Consider the following 17,310-nt stretch of genomic DNA (forward strand, 5'->3'; position numbering starts at 1 on the left):
ACGCTCTCGCCGATCACGCCGTCTTCGCGCCGGCGACGATGCCGGTCGGTTCGTCGCTGAGCCAGCGATAGATTACGCCGCCGAGCGCGCCGCCGATCAGCGGTGCGACCCAGAACAGCCAGAGCTGTCCCAGCGCCCAGCCGCCGACGAACAGCGCCGGCCCGGTGCTGCGCGCCGGATTCACCGAAGTGTTGGTGACGGGAATGCTGACGAGATGGATCATCACCAGCGCGAGGCCGATGGCGAGCGGTGCGAAGCCGGCGGGCGCCTTGCCATGGGTCGATCCCATGATGATGAACAGGAACATCATGGTCATCACCACCTCGGTGATGAAGCACACCACCATGTTGTACTGGCCGGGTGAATGCGCGTCATAGCCGTTGGAGGCAAAGCCCTTGCTGACATCGAAGCCGGGCGCGCCGCTCGCGATCACATAGAGCAGCCAGGCCGCGATGATCGCGCCCACAACCTGCGCGATGATGTAGGGCAGCACCTGGCCGCCCGGGAAACGCCCACCCGCGGCGAGCCCGACGGTCACCGCCGGGTTGAGGTGGCAACCCGAGATATGGCCGATCGCATAGGCCATGGTCACCACGCTCAGCCCGAAGGCCAGTGACACGCCGACCAGGCCGATCCCGACCTGCGGAAAGCCGGCCGCGATCACCGCGCTGCCGCAACCAGCGAATGTGAGCCAGAACGTACCGATGGCCTCGGCAGCGTATTTCTTCATCTCCATCTCGCATCTCCCCTATTTCCAATGTCCGGGTTATCCAAAACGCCGGGAGCGGCCCTCATCTGGGCGCCAAACCACCCAAATCGGGGCCGCACAATGGCATTTTCGCCCTATTTCGTGGCTTTACTAGGCCCGAAAGTCACTCGACCGGTGGACATCTGCGCGTTTGTCTGATACATGCGCGCGCCTAGGGTTAAGAGGCAGGCCTTTTGCCGCCCCTTCACCTCGCCAGAATTCCGAACCGATCAATTCAAAAGAGGATGCCGCGTGCAGGTTCTCGTCCGCGATAACAATGTCGACCAAGCCCTGAAGGCGCTGAAGAAGAAGATGCAGCGCGAGGGCATTTTCCGCGAGATGAAGCTCCGCGGTCATTACGAAAAGCCGTCTGAGAAGAAGGCCCGCGAAAAGGCCGAAGCCGTGCGCCGCGCACGCAAGCTGGCGCGCAAGAAGCTGCAGCGCGAAGGCCTGCTGCCGATGAAGCCGAAGCCAGTGTTCGGCGCTGGCCCCGGTGGCGACCGCGGCGGCCGTCCGGGCGGTGCAGGCGCCGGTCGCGGCCCTCGCTGAACCGTTTTGCCTGTATGGAAGTCTAACAGCGCGGGCCACGGGCCCGCGTTGTCGTTTTGAAGCACGCCGCGTTCCGGGGTACCCATGCAAAGCGACCGGCAAGAGCATTTTGCATGACGGCTGATCCGGTATCCCGCCCGCTCTTTCCAGGACCCGCGCACCGCCGTTGCGCGCCGCATCTCGTCATCATTGCAGTGGTTCTCGGCCTGCCGCTCGGCGGCTGCTCCTTCGACCTCGGTTCATGGGGCTCCTCGGACGACAAGCCGAAGCCCGCTGCCACCGCCGACAAGCCCGCCGCCGACACCATCACCCCGCAAGACGTCAACAGCGCCAAGGATCACACCACGCGTGCTCAGGTGCTGGCGCGCTCCGGCAAGCTCGACGAGGCGATGGCGGAGTTTGAACAGGCGCTGGCGGCCGACCCTTACAACATCCAGGCGCTCTACGGCCGCGCCCTGATCTATCAGGTCCGCGGACAGCATCAGCAGGCGATCGACGATTTCACGGCAGCCAGCGGGCTGTCGCCGCAGAAGGCCGAGCCCCTGATCGGCCGTGCCACCAGCTACCTCGCGCTCGACAAGGCCAAGCAGGCCGCCAGCGATCTCGACGAGGCGGTGCAGGCCGATCCCGGCAATGTTGCGGCGTGGAGCACGCGCGGCCAGGCCTATGAGCGGCTCGGCGACAAGGCCAAGGCGGCGGCGTCCTACAATCGCGCGCTCGCGCTGCGGCCAGGCGACGGCAATGCGCGCAGCGGACTGGCGCGCACCGGCGGCTAGCGCTTGGCGTGAAGACAACCCGTCAGGAACGATCGAGCGGCGCTGCGGCTACTTCGGCAGGACGGCGTGGAACATCGACTTCATGCCGGAGAACATGTCGTCGGTCACCGACGTGCGCTCGTTCTTCTGCGCCGGCATGATCGCCTCGGCGCGCAGGTCGAGCGGGGCCTGCACCACCGGGACCGGAATGTCGGCCGGCGGCGTCAGCCGGTTGGAATCCTGGCCGCCGCCGGCATAGGGCGGACGCGGCTGCGAGGATTGATCGACATTGTCAGTGGACGGGCTCGACACCATGATCGGCGGCGGCAACGGCCGGATCGCCGATGTGGCTGCCGGACGCTGCGCCTCAGGCAGGCGAGCGAGATCGGTGCGCGTGGCATCCTGGGACCGCGCTGCCTCCTGCGGACGCTCCTTGCGCAGCCGCTCGATGGCGGCGCGCGCGAGGTCGTTGGCGTCGCGGCTTTCCTCAGGCGTCACAGCAGCCTCGACCGGTGCGGCTGACGTCGCGGGCGCGGCCGGCTGCGGCGCGGCGGGCGCGACCTTCGCGACGGCCTTCGGCGCCGCCGGATGATGGCGGGTGTCGGCCGGGATGCTGGCGGTATCGGCCGGCACGTCAGGCTTTGCGTCGGCCGATTTGGGTTCGGCCGATTTCTCGGCAGGCTTCTCGGTGACGGTGGCCTTCTCGGACGCCGACCGCTCGATCAGCGTGCGCTCGGACATGCCCTTGGCCTTCACACCGGCTTCGGGGAGGCTGCTGACGACGGTGGCGGGCTTGGCGGCGGCTTTCGGATCTGCCTTGGGATTGACTGCGGCGGTCACGGCTGCGGCTGACGGTGCTTCCGGCTTGGCCACGATGTAGTGATTAACGATGTACGCCCCGATGATGGTCGCTGCCACCGAGGGTAAGATGTCCATCACAAATTTCTTCAGGTAACTCAGCATGACCTGCCACTCCCCACCCCGGTATTACATGCTGGAACTTTGAGGCACATTCAGGGATCAACTGCGTCGGATCGGTGGCAAACCCCCGTTCCGACGTCACCTTTGGTGTCGCTTTGGTTTCAGCCGGAGGCGTCCCCTGCGCAGGCCGCATCCGCCTGCTAGATCATCGCGCAGCCGTTAACGGGTTATGAATTTCCACAGCCGCGCCGGCTCGGACCTGCCATTCGGCGGGTGCAGGGTTCCTTGCTTGGTTCTCGCGCCGCGTCAGGGCTTGAGTTCGACCTCGAGGAACACGATCTCGCTGGCCGTCTCGTTGAGCACGTCGTGCTGGACCCCGGCCTTGCGGAAATAGGATTTGCCGGCTCCGAGCTGCGCCTTCGAGCGCTCGCCGTTCGGCGCCACGATCGTCATCTCGCCCGCCGTGATCGGAACGATGACATAGTCCATCTCATGGGTGTGGTGGCCGGTGGCGCTGCCCGGCGCGAGGCGCCATTCGGTCACCCGGACTTCCGCCGTATCCACCTGCACATCCGATTTGGCACTGAGCATCGTCATTTTCTCCAATTTTTTTAAGCGGATCATGCTCTACGGCACGAAAACCATGAACACGAACACGGCGAACACCACCATGTGAACCAGCCCGAACAGGATGTTGGTGCGGCCGGTTCCGAAGGTGAGCATGCTGACCATGAAGGTGAGCAGCAGGATCAGCATATGCTGGTTGCTGAGCCCGAGCACCAATTGCTTGTCGAGCGCATAGGCGGCTACCGCCACCGCGGGAACCGTGAGCCCGATGGTGGCGATCGACGAGCCGAGCGCGAGGTTGATGCTCTTCTGCAGGTCGTTCTTGCGCGCCGCCGACACAGCGGCAACGCTCTCCGGCAACAGGATCAGGGCCGCCACCACCAGGCCGGCAAAGGCCGGCGGCGCGCCGATCTTGACGGTGACGACATCGACCACCAGCGAGAATTTCTTCGCCAGCAGCACCACCGCCAGCAGCGAAACCAGCAACAGCGCAACGCTGATCGCCGTCATGCGGTCCGACATCACCTCGCCATGCGCCGCCGCCTCGTTGGCGTCGCTGACGAAATAATCGCGGTGACGGATGGTCTGGGTATAAAGGAACACCGCATAAAGCAGCAGGGTCACGACGCTGATCACCGCGAGCTGGGCCGTGGAATAGATCGGGCCCGGCGCGGTGAGCGTGAAATTCGGCATATCGAGCGTGATGGTCGCGAGCACGAACAGCACGCTGAGGTAGAGGTTGGCGCCGGTGATCTGAAAATCCTGCTCGCGGTAGCGGATGCCGCCGATGAAGATGCAGAGCCCGACCAGGCCGTTGCAGACGATCATCACCACCGCGAACACGGTGTCGCGCGCCAGGGTCGGCGCCGGCGTGTCGCCCAGCATGATGGTCGAGATCAGCGCCACCTCGATGATCGTCACCGCGAGCGTCAGGAGCAGCGTGCCGAACGGCTCGCCGATCCGCTCGGCGATCATCTCGGCATGGTGGACGGCCGCGAACACGGTGCCGAACAGAATCACCAGCAGCACCGCCGCGAACACCCAGCCCCCGGCCGATGGCGCGAAGCCGTAGCCGGTGGCCGTGACCGCGGCAAACAGCAGCACCGCCAGAACGGGATACAGCCAGGCCGACCGCGGCATCGGTCCGTGTGCGCTCATCGTGGGGTCCCCTTACTTCGCTGGCGCGATTATGCGACAGACAATCGCAGCCGTCAGCCTCTTGCGGCGTCGATAAACCGCCGCGCCGTCGCCATCGCACCGAAATCGTCGAGATTGTCGTGCCCGCCACCGGGCAGTCGCACGAATTGCTTGGGCTCATGGGCGAGGCCGAACAGGCGCTCGCCGAAGCGAATCGGGATCACCGGATCGTCGGTGCCATGCATGATCAGGAGCGGCGCCTGGACCTGCGCGATGAGACGGTCGGAGTGGAATTGATCGCGCATCAGGAGGCTGACCGGCACATACCAGAAATGCGCGCCGGCGACGTCAGCGGTCGACGTATACGGCGCCTCGAGGATCAGCTTGCCGAGGGGATGTTGGGCGGCGAGCGCGACCGCAACGCCGCTGCCGAGCGAGAATCCCCAGGCCACGATCTGCTCGGCGCGGTAGCGCGCGGTGGTGAAGGCGTAGGCCGCCGCGGCGTCCTGCAGCAGTCCTTGCTCGCTCGGAGACCCGCTCGACCCTGCGTAACCCCGAAAGGACAGCGCCACCAGCCCGGTGCCGTCGGCCGTGATGGCCTTGAAGCGCGCCACGCGCCCGGCAAGGAAATCGCCATTGCCATGAAAGAACAGCACGACGGGCCGGCCCGGCTTCGCCGGCACGTGCCAGACGATGACCTTCTCGCCGTCGCCGGTGGCCAGGACATGCTCTTCCGCTTCGGGAAGGCCCGCGGCTGCCGGCGCAGTCCGTCCGACCGGCGGGATCGGAAACAGCAACTCGCGCTGCTTGACGTACAGCACCGCGAGCCCGCCGAGATAGACGACGACCGCGGCGATCAGGAACCATTTCAGGATTGCGAGTGCCAGCGCCATCAGCGGTGGCCGCGGCTATGCTTTGCCGCGGAGCTTGAGCAGCTTCTCGACGTCTGCCTTGATGCTGTCGGGGACCGGCCGGCACGCGCATGCCGCCGCATGCGCGACGTGCCACTTGATGCGCTGCTCGCGCGTCGCCCGGGGCGGCATGCGATGCGCTCGATGCCACTCCCGGTTCAGCGCCATCGATACCGCCTTACATCGCCTTGACGATGTTCTCGGTGACCTTCTTGGCGTCGCCGAGCAACATCATGGTGTTGTCGCGGTAGAATAGCGGGTTGTCGATGCCGGCATAGCCCGAGGCGAGCGAGCGCTTGATGAACATCACGGTGCCGGCCTTCCAGACCTGCAGCACCGGCATGCCGTAGATCGGCGAGGTCTTGTCCTCTTCCGCCGCCGGGTTGGTGACGTCGTTGGCGCCGATCACGAAGGCGATGTCGGCCTGGGCGAACTCCGAGTTGATGTCCTCGAGCTCGAACACCTCGTCATAGGGCACGTTGGCCTCGGCCAGCAGCACGTTCATGTGGCCGGGCATGCGGCCCGCGACCGGGTGAATGGCGTATTTCACCTCGACGCCTTCCTTCTTCAGGATGTCGGCCATCTCGCGCAGCGCGTGCTGGGCCTGCGCCACCGCCATGCCGTAGCCGGGCACGATGATGACCTTGGAGGCGTTCTTCATGATGAAGGCGGCGTCATCCGCCGAGCCGAGCTTGGCGGGCTTCTGCTCGCCCGAGCCGCCGCCGGCCGCGGCGGTCTCGCCGCCGAAGCCGCCGAGGATCACCGAGATGAACGAGCGGTTCATCGCGTGGCACATGATGTAGGACAGGATCGCGCCGGAGGAGCCGACCAGCGCGCCGGTGATGATCAGCGCCGAATTGCCGAGCGTGAAGCCGATGCCGGCCGCGGCCCAGCCGGAGTACGAGTTCAGCATCGAGATCACGACCGGCATGTCGGCGCCGCCGATCGGGATGATCATCAGCACGCCGAGCGCCAGCGCGATGATGGTGATCAGCCAGAAGTCGAGCGCGCTGCCGCTCATCACGAGGCCGACGATGAAGAACACCAGAGCCAGCGCCAGCACGATGTTGATGACGTGGCGGAACGGCAGTATGATCGGCGCGCCGCTCATCCGCGCCGACAGCTTCAGGAACGCGATCACCGAGCCGGTGAAGGTCAGCGCGCCGATCGCGACGCCGAGCGACATCTCGACCAGGCTCTGCGGATGGATATTGCCGGGCGTGCCGATGTCGAACGCCTCGGGCGCATAGAACGCGCCGGCGGCGACCAGCACCGCGGCCATGCCGACCAGCGAGTGGAACGCGGCGACGAGCTCGGGCATCGAGGTCATCGGCACCCGGCGCGCAATGACGGCGCCGATGCCGCCGCCGATCGCGACCGCGAGGATCACCAGCAGCCAGGCCACGCCGTCGGCCGGCGGATGGCTCGCCAGCGTGGTGCCGACGGCGATCGCCATGCCGATCATGCCGAACATGTTGCCCTGGCGCGACGACGCCGGGCTCGACAGGCCGCGCAGCGACAGGATGAACAGCACCCCCGCCACGAGGTACAACAGTGCAGAGAGATTGGCGCTCATCTCAGGTCCCCCAAAATCCTCATCACCCCGAGGTGATTGCCGCTCACTTGGCTTTCTTCTTGTACATCGCGAGCATGCGCTGGGTGACCAGGAAGCCGCCGAAGATGTTCACGCAGGCGAAGATCAGCGCGACGAAGCCGAAGCCGCGGGCCCAGCCCGAACCGCTCGAGACCATGCCGACGCCGACCGCAAGCAGCGCGCCGACCACGATCACCGACGAGATCGCGTTGGTCACGCTCATCAGCGGCGTATGCAGCGCCGGCGTCACCGACCACACCACGAAATAGCCGACAAACACGGCGAGGACGAAAATCGACAGCCGGAACACGAACGGATCGACGGCCTGCGCGAGATGCTCCATGGCTTCTCTCCTTACTTCGGCTGGAAGTTGGGATGGATGACGGCGCCGTCCTTGGTCAGCGCGGTGGCCTTCACCAGTTCGTCGTCCCAATTGACCGCGAGCGCCTTGTTGGCCTTGTCGACCATCGTCTCGATGAACGAGAACAGGTTGCGCGCGTAGAGCCCCGAGGCCGACGCCGCAACACGGCCTGCGACATTGGTGTAGCCGACGATCTTGATGCCATCGGTCTCGACCACTTCGCCGGGCCTCGCGCCCTCGACATTGCCGCCGCGCTCGACCGCGAGATCGACCAGCACCGAGCCGGGCTTCATCGATTTCACCATCTCGCCGGTGACGAGCATTGGTGCCGGACGGCCCGGGATCAGCGCGGTCGTGATCACGATGTCCTGCTTCTTGATGTGCTCGGCGGTCAGCGCGGCCTGCTTGGCCTGGTACTCCTTGGACATTTCCTTGGCGTAGCCGCCGGCGGTCTGCGCGTTCTTGAATTCCTCATCCTCGACGGCGAGGAATTTCGCGCCGAGCGATTCGACCTGTTCCTTGGTGGCCGGGCGCACGTCGGTCGCGGTGACGACGGCGCCGAGCCGCCGCGCGGTCGCGATCGCCTGCAGGCCGGCGACGCCGACGCCCATCACGAACACCTTGGCGGCCGGAACGGTGCCGGCGGCGGTCATCATCATCGGGAAGGCGCGGCCAAACGCCTCGGCGCCCTCGATCACGGCGCGGTAGCCGGCCAGATTGGCCTGCGAGGACAAGACGTCCATCACCTGCGCGCGAGTGATGCGCGGCATCAATTCCATCGCGAAGGCGGACACGCCGGCATCGGCAATCGCCTTCAGCGCGGCCTCGTTGCCGTAGGGATCCATGATCGCGATGACCAGCGCGCCGCGCTTGTATTTGGAAAGTTCGGAGGCTTCCGGCCGCTTCACCTTGATGATGATGTCGGCGTCCTTGAGCGCGTCGGCACTGACGGTGGCGCCAACCGCGGTGAACTCCGAATCGGGAAGGCCCGACTTGATGCCCGCGCCGGGCTCGACCGCGACCTCGGCGCCGAGTGCCTTGAACTTCTTCACGGTATCGGGCGAGGCCGCAACCCGCGGCTCGGACGGATCAATTTCCTTGGCAACGGCAATCTTCATGGGCCCTCCGGCGGCGCGAGCGGCGCACACGTCTTCAAACTAGCGTTATTTTCGCCAGATTTGGATACCCGGTTTTTAGATCCGGGTTCGACAGGAATTCCGGCACCGCCGCGGGACGGCGGCGCCGCTAGCCGATCTTAAGGATCAGACCAGGAAATAGGCCATCAGGGCGAGAATAATGGCGACGCTGATGGTGCCCCATTTGACCAGCATGAGAAACCCTTCATAGGTCTGCTCATGCGCCACGTAATCGTTGCCGTCGGCGGTCGTGTAGGCCACTTCGCTATGGTCTGCCATCGCTGTCCCCAGTCAGAAATTCGCGTTCCTCCGCGAGCCATTACCGCAAACGGATAGGCAGGGCAACGGCGCGGTCCCGATCGGGCGATTTGAAGCGCAAATCGTCCCCGATCCACGTTCGAGCGACGACGCCGCGCCAGCCCCTCGGCAGGATTGCCGTCCCAAACGCAGGCGTCATGGAACGATCATGCCGTCAGGCGCAAAAAACGCCCAACGAAACTGGCACGGGACCGGCTGCCGCCCGGCCCGGCCGGAACGCCGATGGGCCTCAGCCCATCGCCTCCAGTTCGTCGATCATGCCGGCGATGACGGACAGGCCGCCGTCCCAGAATTTGGGGTCCTTGGCGTCGAGCCCGAACGGCCGCAGCAGCTCGGAGTAGTGCTTGGTGCCGCCGGCGGCGAGCATGTCGAGATAGCGCTCGGCAAAGCCTTCGGACGCGTGCTCGTAGACCGCATAGAGCGAGTTCACGAGGCAATCGCCGAACGCATAGGCATAGACGTAGAACGGCGAGTGGATGAAGTGCGGAATGTACATCCAGAACGTCTCGTAGCCCGGCTTGATCTCGATCGCCGGCCCCAGGCTCTCGCCCTGCACGCTGAGCCAGATCTGGCCGATCCGCTCGGCGGTGAGTTCGCCGTTCTTGCGCTCGGTATGAACCGCGCGCTCGAATGAATAGAACGCGATCTGCCGCACCACGGTATTGATCATGTCCTCGACCTTGCCCGCGAGCAGCGCCTGACGCTGCTTGGCGTTCCTGGTCTGGGACAATAGCCGCTTGAAGGTCAGCATCTCGCCGAACACGCTTGCGGTTTCCGCGAGCGTCAGCGGCGTCGGCGCCATCAGCGCGCCGTTCTTCGCCGCCAGCACCTGATGGACGCCATGACCGAGCTCGTGCGCCAGCGTCATCACGTCGCGCGGCTTGCCCTGATAGTTCATCAGCACATAGGGATGCGCCGACGGCGTGGTCGGATGCGAGAACGCGCCCGGCGCCTTGCCGGGACGGACCGGCGCATCGATCCAGCGATCGTCGAAGAAGCGCTCGGCAATCGCGGCCATCCTGGGCGAGAAGCCGCTATAGGCCGACAGCACCATGTTGCGCGCCTCGGGCCAGGCGATGGTGCCGGTCGCCGCGAACGGCAGCGGGGCGTTACGGTCCCAGTGCGGCAGCTTCTTCTTTTTGAACCAGCCGGCCTTCAGCGCGTAATAGCGGTGCGACAGCTTCGGATAGGCCGCGCGCACCGAGGCGACTAGCGCATCGACCACCTCGCGCTCGACGCGGTTGTTGAGATGGCGGGAATCCGCGACATCCTGGAAGCCGCGCCAGCGGTCGGAGATTTCCTTGTCCTTGGCGAGCGTATTGGTGATCAACGCGAAGCTACGCTCATTGTCCTTGAAGGTCTTGGCCAGCGCCTGCGCGGCAGCCTTGCGCTTGTCCCCCGCCTTGTCCTGCAGCAGGTTCAGCGTCGGCTCGATCGCGAGCTCCTTGCCGCCGACCTTGAAACGCAGACCGGAGATGGTCTGGTCGAACAGCCGGTTCCAGGCCGCATAGCCGCTTTGCGCCTTTTCGTGGAACAGCTGCTCGACCCGATCCTCGAGCTGGTATGGCTTGTCCTTGCGCAGATCCTCGATCCACGGCCGGTAATGGCCGAGCTCGGGTTCGGCCATCGCGCGCTCGATCATATCGTCGTCGACGCGATTGAGCTCGAGCGAGAAGAACAACAGATGCACCGACGCGGCGGTCAGCCGCTCGGAGACATCACCGTAGAATTTCGAGATCGCGGGATCGACGCTGTCGCCGGCATGGACCAGGCCGGCGTAAGAGCCGAGACGGCCAGCCAAATCGTCGATCGCCTCATAGCGCCTGATCGCCTCGGCCAGCCACTTTCCGCCGCCCTCCTTGGCGGTATTTTCGGCAAGCTTGCCCTTGTAGTCGGTCTCAAACGCGACGCAATCTGCGTCCATTTTCTGCAAGTCGCGTGCGACCTCAGGCGCATCGATACCGGAGTAGAGATCTGCCAGATTCCATTCCGGAAGCTTGCCGGTCTTGCTGGCTGCCTTTCTCGCCGCCGGGCCGCCTGCGGACGACTTGCGTTGCGCGGCCGTCTTGCGCAACGCGGCTTCCTTGCGGAGAGCGGCCTTGCTGAGGGCAGACTTGCTGGATGCAGTTTTGGAGCGCGAGGTCATCTTGTTCGTAACCTTGGTTCAGTCGGAAAGATGTCGGCGGCGGCGGAATAAATGCGGGTTTGCAACATTTAAGAGTGCGTTAATCGGCATCGGCGACATTGCCCCGATTCGAGACAAATAAACGTAGCGTGCGGGGAAAACCATGGCTGCCACCATTTTGATCGCCGATGACGACGCAGTACAGCGCCGTTTGGTTGAAAACATGGTGCAGAAGTGCGGCTATGAGCCCCTCGTCGTGGACAGTGGCGACGCGGCGATCGCGGCCCTGACCGCATCCGAGACGCAGGCGATTGACGCCGTCGTGCTCGACCTCGTGATGCCGGGCCTCGACGGTCTTGGAGTCCTCGCAAAAATTCGTGAAGCTGGTTTGACCGTCCCGGTCATCGTGCAGACCGCGCATGGCGGCATCGACAATGTCGTGTCGGCGATGCGCGCCGGTGCCCAGGATTTCGTCGTCAAGCCGGTCGGGTTCGAGCGGCTGCAGGTTTCCCTGCGCAACGCCCTCAACGCCTCGGCGCTGAAGGGCGAATTGCAGCGGATTCGCCACAGCCGCGAGGGCCGGCTGACCTTCTCCGATATCATCACCCGCAGCGAGGCGATGGCCGGGGTGTTGCGCACCGCGCAAAAGGCCGCGTCCTCGACGATCCCGGTGCTGATCGAGGGCGAATCCGGCGTCGGCAAGGAACTGTTCGCGCGCGCCATTCACGGCAGCAGCGAGCGCAAGGCCAAGCCGTTCGTTGCGGTGAATTGCGGCGCGATCCCGGACAATCTCGTCGAATCGATCCTGTTCGGCCATGAGAAGGGCGCCTTCACCGGCGCCACCGAGCGCCATCAGGGCAAGTTCGTCGAAGCGCATGGCGGCACGCTGTTCCTCGACGAGGTTGGTGAATTGCCGCTGGCCACGCAGGTGAAATTGCTGCGCGCCCTGCAGGAAGGCACCGTGGAGGCGGTCGGCGGCCGCAAGCCGGTCAAGGTCGATGTTCGCATCATCTCGGCGACCAACCGCAAGCTGCTTGATCTCGTGAAAGGCGGCCAGTTCCGCGAGGACCTGTTCTATCGCCTGCACGTGCTGCCACTGACCATTCCGGCGCTGCGACAGCGGCGCGAAGACATCCCGCATCTGCTGCGGCATTTCCTGGCGCGGTTCTGCGCCGAGGAGAACCGCAACATCACCGGCATCAGCGGCGAGGCGATGGCTCACCTCTCGCAGCTCGACTGGCCGGGCAACATCCGCCAGCTCGAGAACACCGTGTATCGCGCCGTGGTGATGAGCGACGGCGACCAGCTCGGGCTCGCCGATTTCCCGCAAGGAACGGCGCATCCGGCGCCGGATGGCAAATCGCTGCAGGGCGAGCCGCTGGTGGTGTCGCCTTCCACGGCCCCCGCTATGATTTCCGGTAATGAAATACCGGTTGCCACCTCCCTGCCCACCGCCGGCGGCCTTTCCATGCTCAGTGCCGCGGGCGAGGTGCGCCCCCTGGAAGATCTCGAGAACGAGATCATCCGCTTCGCGATTTCGCATTATCGCGGACAGATGTCGGAGGTCGCGCGCCGCCTCAAGATCGGCCGCTCGACACTCTACCGCAAGCTCGACGAAGCCGCGGCCGGCGCGCGCGCAAGCGACGCTACTTAGCCCTCGAGGCCGACAGGGCCACACCAGGGAACCTTTTGAACCGTGTCGTGGCGGTGACAGACAAAGGCTGTGCCGCGTGGCAAAAACGCACAGCCCGGAGCGAAATCAGCTGCTTCGAGGTCAGTTTGTCGTGAGTTGCCCCGCATGGCGCTGGCTGCATGAGAGGGGCAAAGGTATCGTCTGCGTTCGTTGTGTGCAGGCGTGCGAGTCGATCGAGAGGCCGGCGCTTTCGCGCAAGCTATGAAACCAAATTCTGATTTGAACTGTTCCAGCTTGATGAGGGGCAGTTTCACCCAGGGGGTGTGACGATGCGTGACTGTTCGAACAACCGTCGAGGATTTGACCGCGTATTGATGGCCGTCGCGGCAACCTTCCTCACGGTGTCCGCGACCTCGGCCCTCGCGCAGGACACGCCGCACTCCAGCGCTTCGGAACTCGCGATCGACGCGGCGATCCCGCGCCCCGAACCGGCCAACGTGCCGCCCCCCACCGCAAGCGATTTCAAGGCCGACACCACCGCCGCGCTGCCCGATGCAGCCAAGCCGGCCGACGTGAAGCCAGCGGATGTGCACGCCACCGAGGCCAAACCCGCTGAGACAAAACCGGTCGACGCCAAGCCGGCAGAGCCGAGCGCGACTGCAAAGGCCGTCGAGCCGAAGCCCGCCGATGTCGCGACCGCGCCGGCGACGAAGCCCGCCGATGCACCGAAGACCGATACCGCCGTCGCGCCGGCGGCGGCCACCCCCGCCCCCGCAACGGCCACCGCGCCTGCCGCAAGCCCCGCGCCTGCAACGGCAGCGGCGCCGGCCACAGCTCCTGCTCCCGCGACCGCCGCAGCGCCGGCCACAGCTCCTGCTCCCGCGACCGCCGCAGCGCCGGCGGGCGAACCGGCGAAGGCGGCAAGCAACGTTGCCGCCGAGGACCAGCCGGTTGCCGACAAGCTGCGCGAACTGCTCGCCAGCAAGTCGCTGCGTAGCTTCGACCGCAAGAACGAGCGCGCGGCGGCCGAGAAATTCTATTCCGCTCGCGAATACGCGCCGGTGTTCACCAAGGCTGGCAAGCTGACCGACGCCGGCAAGAGCGTCATCGCCCGCCTGAAGGACGCGGCCGCCGACGGCCTCGATGCATCAGACTATCCGGTGCCGGATTTCGCCGCGGCGACGTCGCCGGACGCGCTGGCCGACGCCGAGCTGAAGCTCGCCGCCAGCATGCTGGACTACGCCCGCCAGGCCCAGAGCGGCCGCATGCACTGGTCGCAGGTGTCGGCGGACATTCTCTATCCGGAGCACCCGATCGATCCGGCGGAAGTGTTCGCCAATGTGACCTCCGCCAAGGACGCCTCCGCCGCGCTCGACGGCTACAACCCGCCGCAGAAGCTCTACAAGGAGCTGAAGAAGAAGCTCGCCGAGCTGCGCGGCCAGGGCGACGGTCCGGTCATCACGATCGCGGACGGTCCGACGCTGAAATATTTGCCGGCGCGCAAGAAGCAGGCTGCGGTCGAGATGGACGATCCGCGCGTGCCGGACCTGCGCAACAAGCTCGGCATCACCGAGGATGCCGACAGCACCAAGTATGACGCGACGGTCGCGCGGGCGGTGGAGAAATTCCAGAGCAGCGTCGACCTCAAGCCGACCGGCGTTCTCGACGAGCGCACGGTCAAGGCGCTGAACAATCCGAAGCGCGACCGGCAGATCGACACCGTGATCGTCAACATGGAGCGCTGGCGCTGGCTGCCGCGCCAGCTCGGCGCCGCCAGTGTCGGCAATGCCTATGTGATCCTCAACATCCCGGACTACACGCTGAAGGTGATGCAGAACGGCGCGCCGGTCTGGACCACCCGCGTCGTCACCGGGAAGCCCGGCCAGCATGCCACGCCGCTTCTGACCGAGACGATGAAGTACATCACGGTCAATCCGACCTGGAACGTGCCGCCGTCGATCATCTACAACGAATATCTGCCGGCCCTGCAGCAGGATCCGACGGTGCTGCAGCGCATGGGCCTCAGGCTCGAGCGCAACCGCGACGGCTCGATCCACATTTCGCAGCCGCCGGGTGAAGCCAACGCGCTCGGCCGCATCCGCTTCAACTTCCCGAACAAGTTCCTGGTCTATCAGCACGACACGCCGGACAAGTACCTGTTCGCGAAGGACGAGCGCGCTTTCAGCCACGGCTGCATGCGCGTGCAGAATCCCGATCAGTACGCCGCCGTCCTGCTCAACATTACCGAGCCGAACCAGCACTACACGCCGGAGCGGATCCGCAGCATGTACGGTTCGAGCGAGGTCGACCTGAAATTCCCGACGCCGATCCCGGTAAACATCACCTACCAGACCGCGTTCGTGGACGATGCGCCGGCAAGCTGCAATTGCGCAGGGACGTTTACGGCCGCGACGCCGCCATGCTGTCGCTGCTCAGGAACGGCCGCGGCAAGGATCTCGAGACGGTAGTGGCGCACTCCCAGCCGAGCTACTCGCGTCCGCCGAGCAGCAGCCTGCCCGCCGGCGTCAATGTCGCCGGCGACAACGGCTTTGGCTCCTCCGGACCAAACTTCTTCGAGCGCCTGTTCGGGGGATTCGGACAGCCGGAGCCGCAGCCGATCCGTCGTGGGCAGGCCCAGCAGCAGCGCCGGGTGATCACCCGCTAATCTGCATTTCGGCCCGATTGGGATAAATTTTGAAGCAAAATCAACGATCTCGCTCAAAAGGCGAGATCGTTTACGTTAACCATTTCGGGTCTCGGCCGGGGAGCAGGGCTATCTTTTGCCACAGTCGCCCAGTTAGTTAAGCCTAACTTGGGGGCGGGTCGGTAAACCTCGGTTAACCCTCCCGCTTTAAGAAAGCGTTCACCGTCTTCCGCAGGGGGTCTGCGAAAGATGCCGACCGAACGCTCGTCGACTGGGTGGGCTCATAGTGCTGGCTGTCTTCGCACGCCGCTGCAATCCGCTGTCGTTGCCTAAGGCCGGATACCAAGTCGGCCTGACTGCGCTATTGCTGTTGGCGGGCGCAGGATCGGTGCACGATGCCACCGCGCTGAACCAGACCCGCACCCTCTCCTTCCACCACACCCATTCCGGCGAAGACCTCACCGTCACCTTCAAGCGCGAGGGCCGCTACGACGAAGGCGCGCTGAAGCAGCTCAACCACTTCCTGCGCGACTGGCGTTCCCAGGATGAAACGGTGATGGACCGTCACCTCTTCGACATCCTGTGGGACGTCTATAACGACGTCGGCGGCAAGCAGCCGATCCAGATCATCTCCGCCTATCGCGCCCCTGCGACCAACGCCATGCTCCGCCGCCGCTCCTCGGGCGTTGCGCGCCACAGCCAGCACATGCTGGGGCATGCGATGGACTTCTTCATCCCGGGCGTGCCGCTGGAGCAGATCCGCTACGCCGGCCTCCGCCTGCAGCGCGGCGGCGTCGGCTTCTATCCGACCTCGGGCTCGCCGTTCGTCCATCTCGACACCGGTAGCATCCGCCACTGGCCGCGCATGACCCGCGATCAGCTGGTCAGGGTGTTCCCCGACGGCCGCACAGTCCATGTCCCGACCGACGGCACGCCGCTCAAGGGCTATGAGCTTGCCAAGGCCGATATCGAGCGCCGCGGCAATGGTGACGATGCCGCGACCATCGGCAAGCCGAGCCTGTTCGCGAAGCTGTTCGGTGGCGGCAAGTCGAGTGACGATGAAGACGAAGGCGCGGCCAGCGTGAACGACAAGCCCGCCGCCAACACCGTGGTGGCCGCCGCCGCGCCCGCCAAAGCCGCCGATCCGGTTCCGCTGCCGCGCGCCAAGCCGCAGTTCGCCGCCGCCATCCAGCTCGCCGCCGCCGACGCCCAGCTCGTTCCGATGCCGAAGGCGAAGCCCGCGGTGCAAATGGTGCAGGTGGCCGAGAACACCGCGCCGCAATCGCCTGCCGACATCATCAATGCCCGCGGCTTCTGGGGTGACGAGGGTGAGGCGCCGAAGCAGGCGTCGGCGGCGCAGATAGCCGCGCTGAAGGCCCGCGAGGCGGTCGGCGGTACCGATCCGCAGACCACTGCCAGCACGACAACCGAAAACTTCAACAAGGCGCTGGCCTATGCGCCTGCGGCGTCACCGGTCGATCGCGCAAACATCGTCGCAGCGACCGCGCCGATCCCGCGCAACGTGCGCCCGACGCGCAATGCCGCGGTTCCTAGCACCGAAATCAACACCGTCGTTGCCAAGGGCGCACCGAGCCAGGGCGTGATCACCACCTCCGCGCGGATCTCGGCTGCCAAGGGCAACGATATCTGGATGCGCGTGGTGATGCTGGCGCCGAGCGCGAGCAATGCCATGCTGACCACGGTGCTTGGCGACACCGACATGACCATGATGCGGACTCATTTCGTGAAGCCGCAGGCCGCCGTCGTCATGACCTTCTCGGAAGATCCGATGATGGGTATGACCTGCGACCGTTTCTCGGGCTCGGCGACCGCCCTCCTGACGACCCAGTCCTTCGTGCTCCGCACCGCCTCGCTGCGCTGAGCCACGCTTCTGCCGACAAGATAGCTTTC

At 65.4% G+C, this 17,310-nt stretch carries 15 protein-coding genes and 1 pseudogene; 5 read left to right on the forward strand and 11 right to left on the reverse strand.

Annotated features, from left to right (window positions below; all coding sequences use genetic code 11):
• Positions 1-13 precede the first annotated feature (13 nt).
• Positions 14-736 carry an aquaporin Z gene (aqpZ, locus tag ACVIHF_RS29745; RefSeq protein ID WP_057019013.1) on the reverse strand — a complete coding sequence of 241 codons (723 nt, stop codon included), beginning with the start codon at positions 734-736 and terminating at the stop codon, positions 14-16.
• Between the two features lie 264 nt (positions 737-1,000).
• Here aqpZ and rpsU point away from each other — a divergent pair, with 264 nt between their 5' ends.
• Positions 1,001-1,297 carry a 30S ribosomal protein S21 gene (rpsU, locus tag ACVIHF_RS29750; protein ID WP_021078544.1) on the forward strand — a complete coding sequence of 99 codons (297 nt, stop codon included), beginning with the start codon at positions 1,001-1,003 and terminating at the stop codon, positions 1,295-1,297.
• Between the two features lie 113 nt (positions 1,298-1,410).
• Positions 1,411-2,073 (forward strand): tetratricopeptide repeat protein, encoded by a 663-nt coding sequence (locus ACVIHF_RS29755; RefSeq protein WP_456792975.1) that lies wholly within the window; start codon positions 1,411-1,413, stop codon positions 2,071-2,073.
• Positions 2,074-2,121: 48 nt separating this feature from the next.
• Here the strand turns inward: ACVIHF_RS29755 and ACVIHF_RS29760 are convergent, their stop codons facing one another.
• The 10 genes from ACVIHF_RS29760 to ACVIHF_RS29805 form a co-directional block, all read right to left on the reverse strand.
• Positions 2,122-3,015 (reverse strand): hypothetical protein, encoded by an 894-nt coding sequence (locus ACVIHF_RS29760; RefSeq protein WP_438074873.1) that lies wholly within the window; start codon positions 3,013-3,015, stop codon positions 2,122-2,124.
• A 264-nt stretch (positions 3,016-3,279) separates the two neighbouring features.
• Complete coding sequence (locus ACVIHF_RS29765; protein WP_028340624.1) at positions 3,280-3,564, reverse strand: cupin domain-containing protein; 285 nt, start codon at positions 3,562-3,564, stop codon at positions 3,280-3,282.
• Positions 3,565-3,600: 36 nt separating this feature from the next.
• Positions 3,601-4,698, reverse strand: coding sequence for a calcium:proton antiporter (locus ACVIHF_RS29770; RefSeq protein WP_456778910.1), 1,098 nt, complete (start codon positions 4,696-4,698; stop codon positions 3,601-3,603).
• A gap of 53 nt (positions 4,699-4,751) precedes the next feature.
• Positions 4,752-5,570 carry an alpha/beta hydrolase gene (locus ACVIHF_RS29775; RefSeq protein ID WP_456778909.1) on the reverse strand — a complete coding sequence of 273 codons (819 nt, stop codon included), beginning with the start codon at positions 5,568-5,570 and terminating at the stop codon, positions 4,752-4,754.
• Positions 5,571-5,585: 15 nt separating this feature from the next.
• A complete protein-coding gene (locus ACVIHF_RS29780; RefSeq protein WP_456778908.1) occupies positions 5,586-5,756 on the reverse strand; it encodes a hypothetical protein in 171 nt (56 codons plus the stop codon).
• Positions 5,757-5,766: 10 nt separating this feature from the next.
• Positions 5,767-7,164 (reverse strand): NAD(P)(+) transhydrogenase (Re/Si-specific) subunit beta, encoded by a 1,398-nt coding sequence (locus ACVIHF_RS29785; RefSeq protein ID WP_076828040.1) that lies wholly within the window; start codon positions 7,162-7,164, stop codon positions 5,767-5,769.
• Positions 7,165-7,207: 43 nt separating this feature from the next.
• Positions 7,208-7,525, reverse strand: a complete 318-nt coding sequence (locus ACVIHF_RS29790; RefSeq protein WP_016841609.1) for a proton-translocating transhydrogenase family protein — start codon at positions 7,523-7,525, stop codon at positions 7,208-7,210.
• Positions 7,526-7,536: 11 nt separating this feature from the next.
• Positions 7,537-8,661, reverse strand: coding sequence for a Re/Si-specific NAD(P)(+) transhydrogenase subunit alpha (locus ACVIHF_RS29795; protein WP_283067964.1), 1,125 nt, complete (start codon positions 8,659-8,661; stop codon positions 7,537-7,539).
• A 144-nt stretch (positions 8,662-8,805) separates the two neighbouring features.
• Entirely contained in the window at positions 8,806-8,958 is a 153-nt protein-coding gene (locus tag ACVIHF_RS29800) for an aa3-type cytochrome c oxidase subunit IV (RefSeq protein ID WP_092080774.1), read from the reverse strand.
• Between the two features lie 268 nt (positions 8,959-9,226).
• Positions 9,227-11,143 carry a M3 family oligoendopeptidase gene (locus ACVIHF_RS29805; RefSeq protein ID WP_456778907.1) on the reverse strand — a complete coding sequence of 639 codons (1,917 nt, stop codon included), beginning with the start codon at positions 11,141-11,143 and terminating at the stop codon, positions 9,227-9,229.
• A gap of 142 nt (positions 11,144-11,285) precedes the next feature.
• On the opposite strand from ACVIHF_RS29805, the gene ACVIHF_RS29810 reads away from it, so the two are divergent.
• From ACVIHF_RS29810 to ACVIHF_RS29820, 3 genes and pseudogenes are all read left to right on the forward strand, one after another.
• Positions 11,286-12,776, forward strand: coding sequence for a sigma-54-dependent transcriptional regulator (locus tag ACVIHF_RS29810; RefSeq protein ID WP_456792976.1), 1,491 nt, complete (start codon positions 11,286-11,288; stop codon positions 12,774-12,776).
• Positions 12,777-13,084: 308 nt separating this feature from the next.
• Positions 13,085-15,420 (forward strand): annotated as a pseudogene (locus ACVIHF_RS29815) (L,D-transpeptidase scaffold domain-containing protein).
• A gap of 265 nt (positions 15,421-15,685) precedes the next feature.
• Positions 15,686-17,281 carry a DUF882 domain-containing protein gene (locus ACVIHF_RS29820; RefSeq protein WP_456778905.1) on the forward strand — a complete coding sequence of 532 codons (1,596 nt, stop codon included), beginning with the start codon at positions 15,686-15,688 and terminating at the stop codon, positions 17,279-17,281.
• Positions 17,282-17,310: the final 29 nt, after the last annotated feature.

The sequence above is a fragment of the Bradyrhizobium sp. USDA 4506 genome, assembly GCF_054058795.1.

Coding starts and splice junctions, on each gene's coding strand:
- ACVIHF_RS29780 (WP_456778908.1), bottom strand. CDS start 5,756: ATGGCGCTGAACCGGGAGTGGCATCGAGCGCATCGCATGCCGCCCCGG.
- ACVIHF_RS29760 (WP_438074873.1), bottom strand. CDS start 3,015: ATGCTGAGTTACCTGAAGAAATTTGTGATGGACATCTTACCCTCGGTG.
- ACVIHF_RS29810 (WP_456792976.1), top strand. CDS start 11,286: ATGGCTGCCACCATTTTGATCGCCGATGACGACGCAGTACAGCGCCGT.
- ACVIHF_RS29795 (WP_283067964.1), bottom strand. CDS start 8,661: ATGAAGATTGCCGTTGCCAAGGAAATTGATCCGTCCGAGCCGCGGGTT.
- ACVIHF_RS29790 (WP_016841609.1), bottom strand. CDS start 7,525: ATGGAGCATCTCGCGCAGGCCGTCGATCCGTTCGTGTTCCGGCTGTCG.
- ACVIHF_RS29805 (WP_456778907.1), bottom strand. CDS start 11,143: ATGACCTCGCGCTCCAAAACTGCATCCAGCAAGTCTGCCCTCAGCAAG.
- ACVIHF_RS29765 (WP_028340624.1), bottom strand. CDS start 3,564: ATGCTCAGTGCCAAATCGGATGTGCAGGTGGATACGGCGGAAGTCCGG.
- ACVIHF_RS29800 (WP_092080774.1), bottom strand. CDS start 8,958: ATGGCAGACCATAGCGAAGTGGCCTACACGACCGCCGACGGCAACGAT.
- ACVIHF_RS29755 (WP_456792975.1), top strand. CDS start 1,411: ATGACGGCTGATCCGGTATCCCGCCCGCTCTTTCCAGGACCCGCGCAC.
- ACVIHF_RS29775 (WP_456778909.1), bottom strand. CDS start 5,570: ATGGCGCTGGCACTCGCAATCCTGAAATGGTTCCTGATCGCCGCGGTC.
- ACVIHF_RS29785 (WP_076828040.1), bottom strand. CDS start 7,164: ATGAGCGCCAATCTCTCTGCACTGTTGTACCTCGTGGCGGGGGTGCTG.
- aqpZ (WP_057019013.1), bottom strand. CDS start 736: ATGGAGATGAAGAAATACGCTGCCGAGGCCATCGGTACGTTCTGGCTC.
- ACVIHF_RS29770 (WP_456778910.1), bottom strand. CDS start 4,698: ATGAGCGCACACGGACCGATGCCGCGGTCGGCCTGGCTGTATCCCGTT.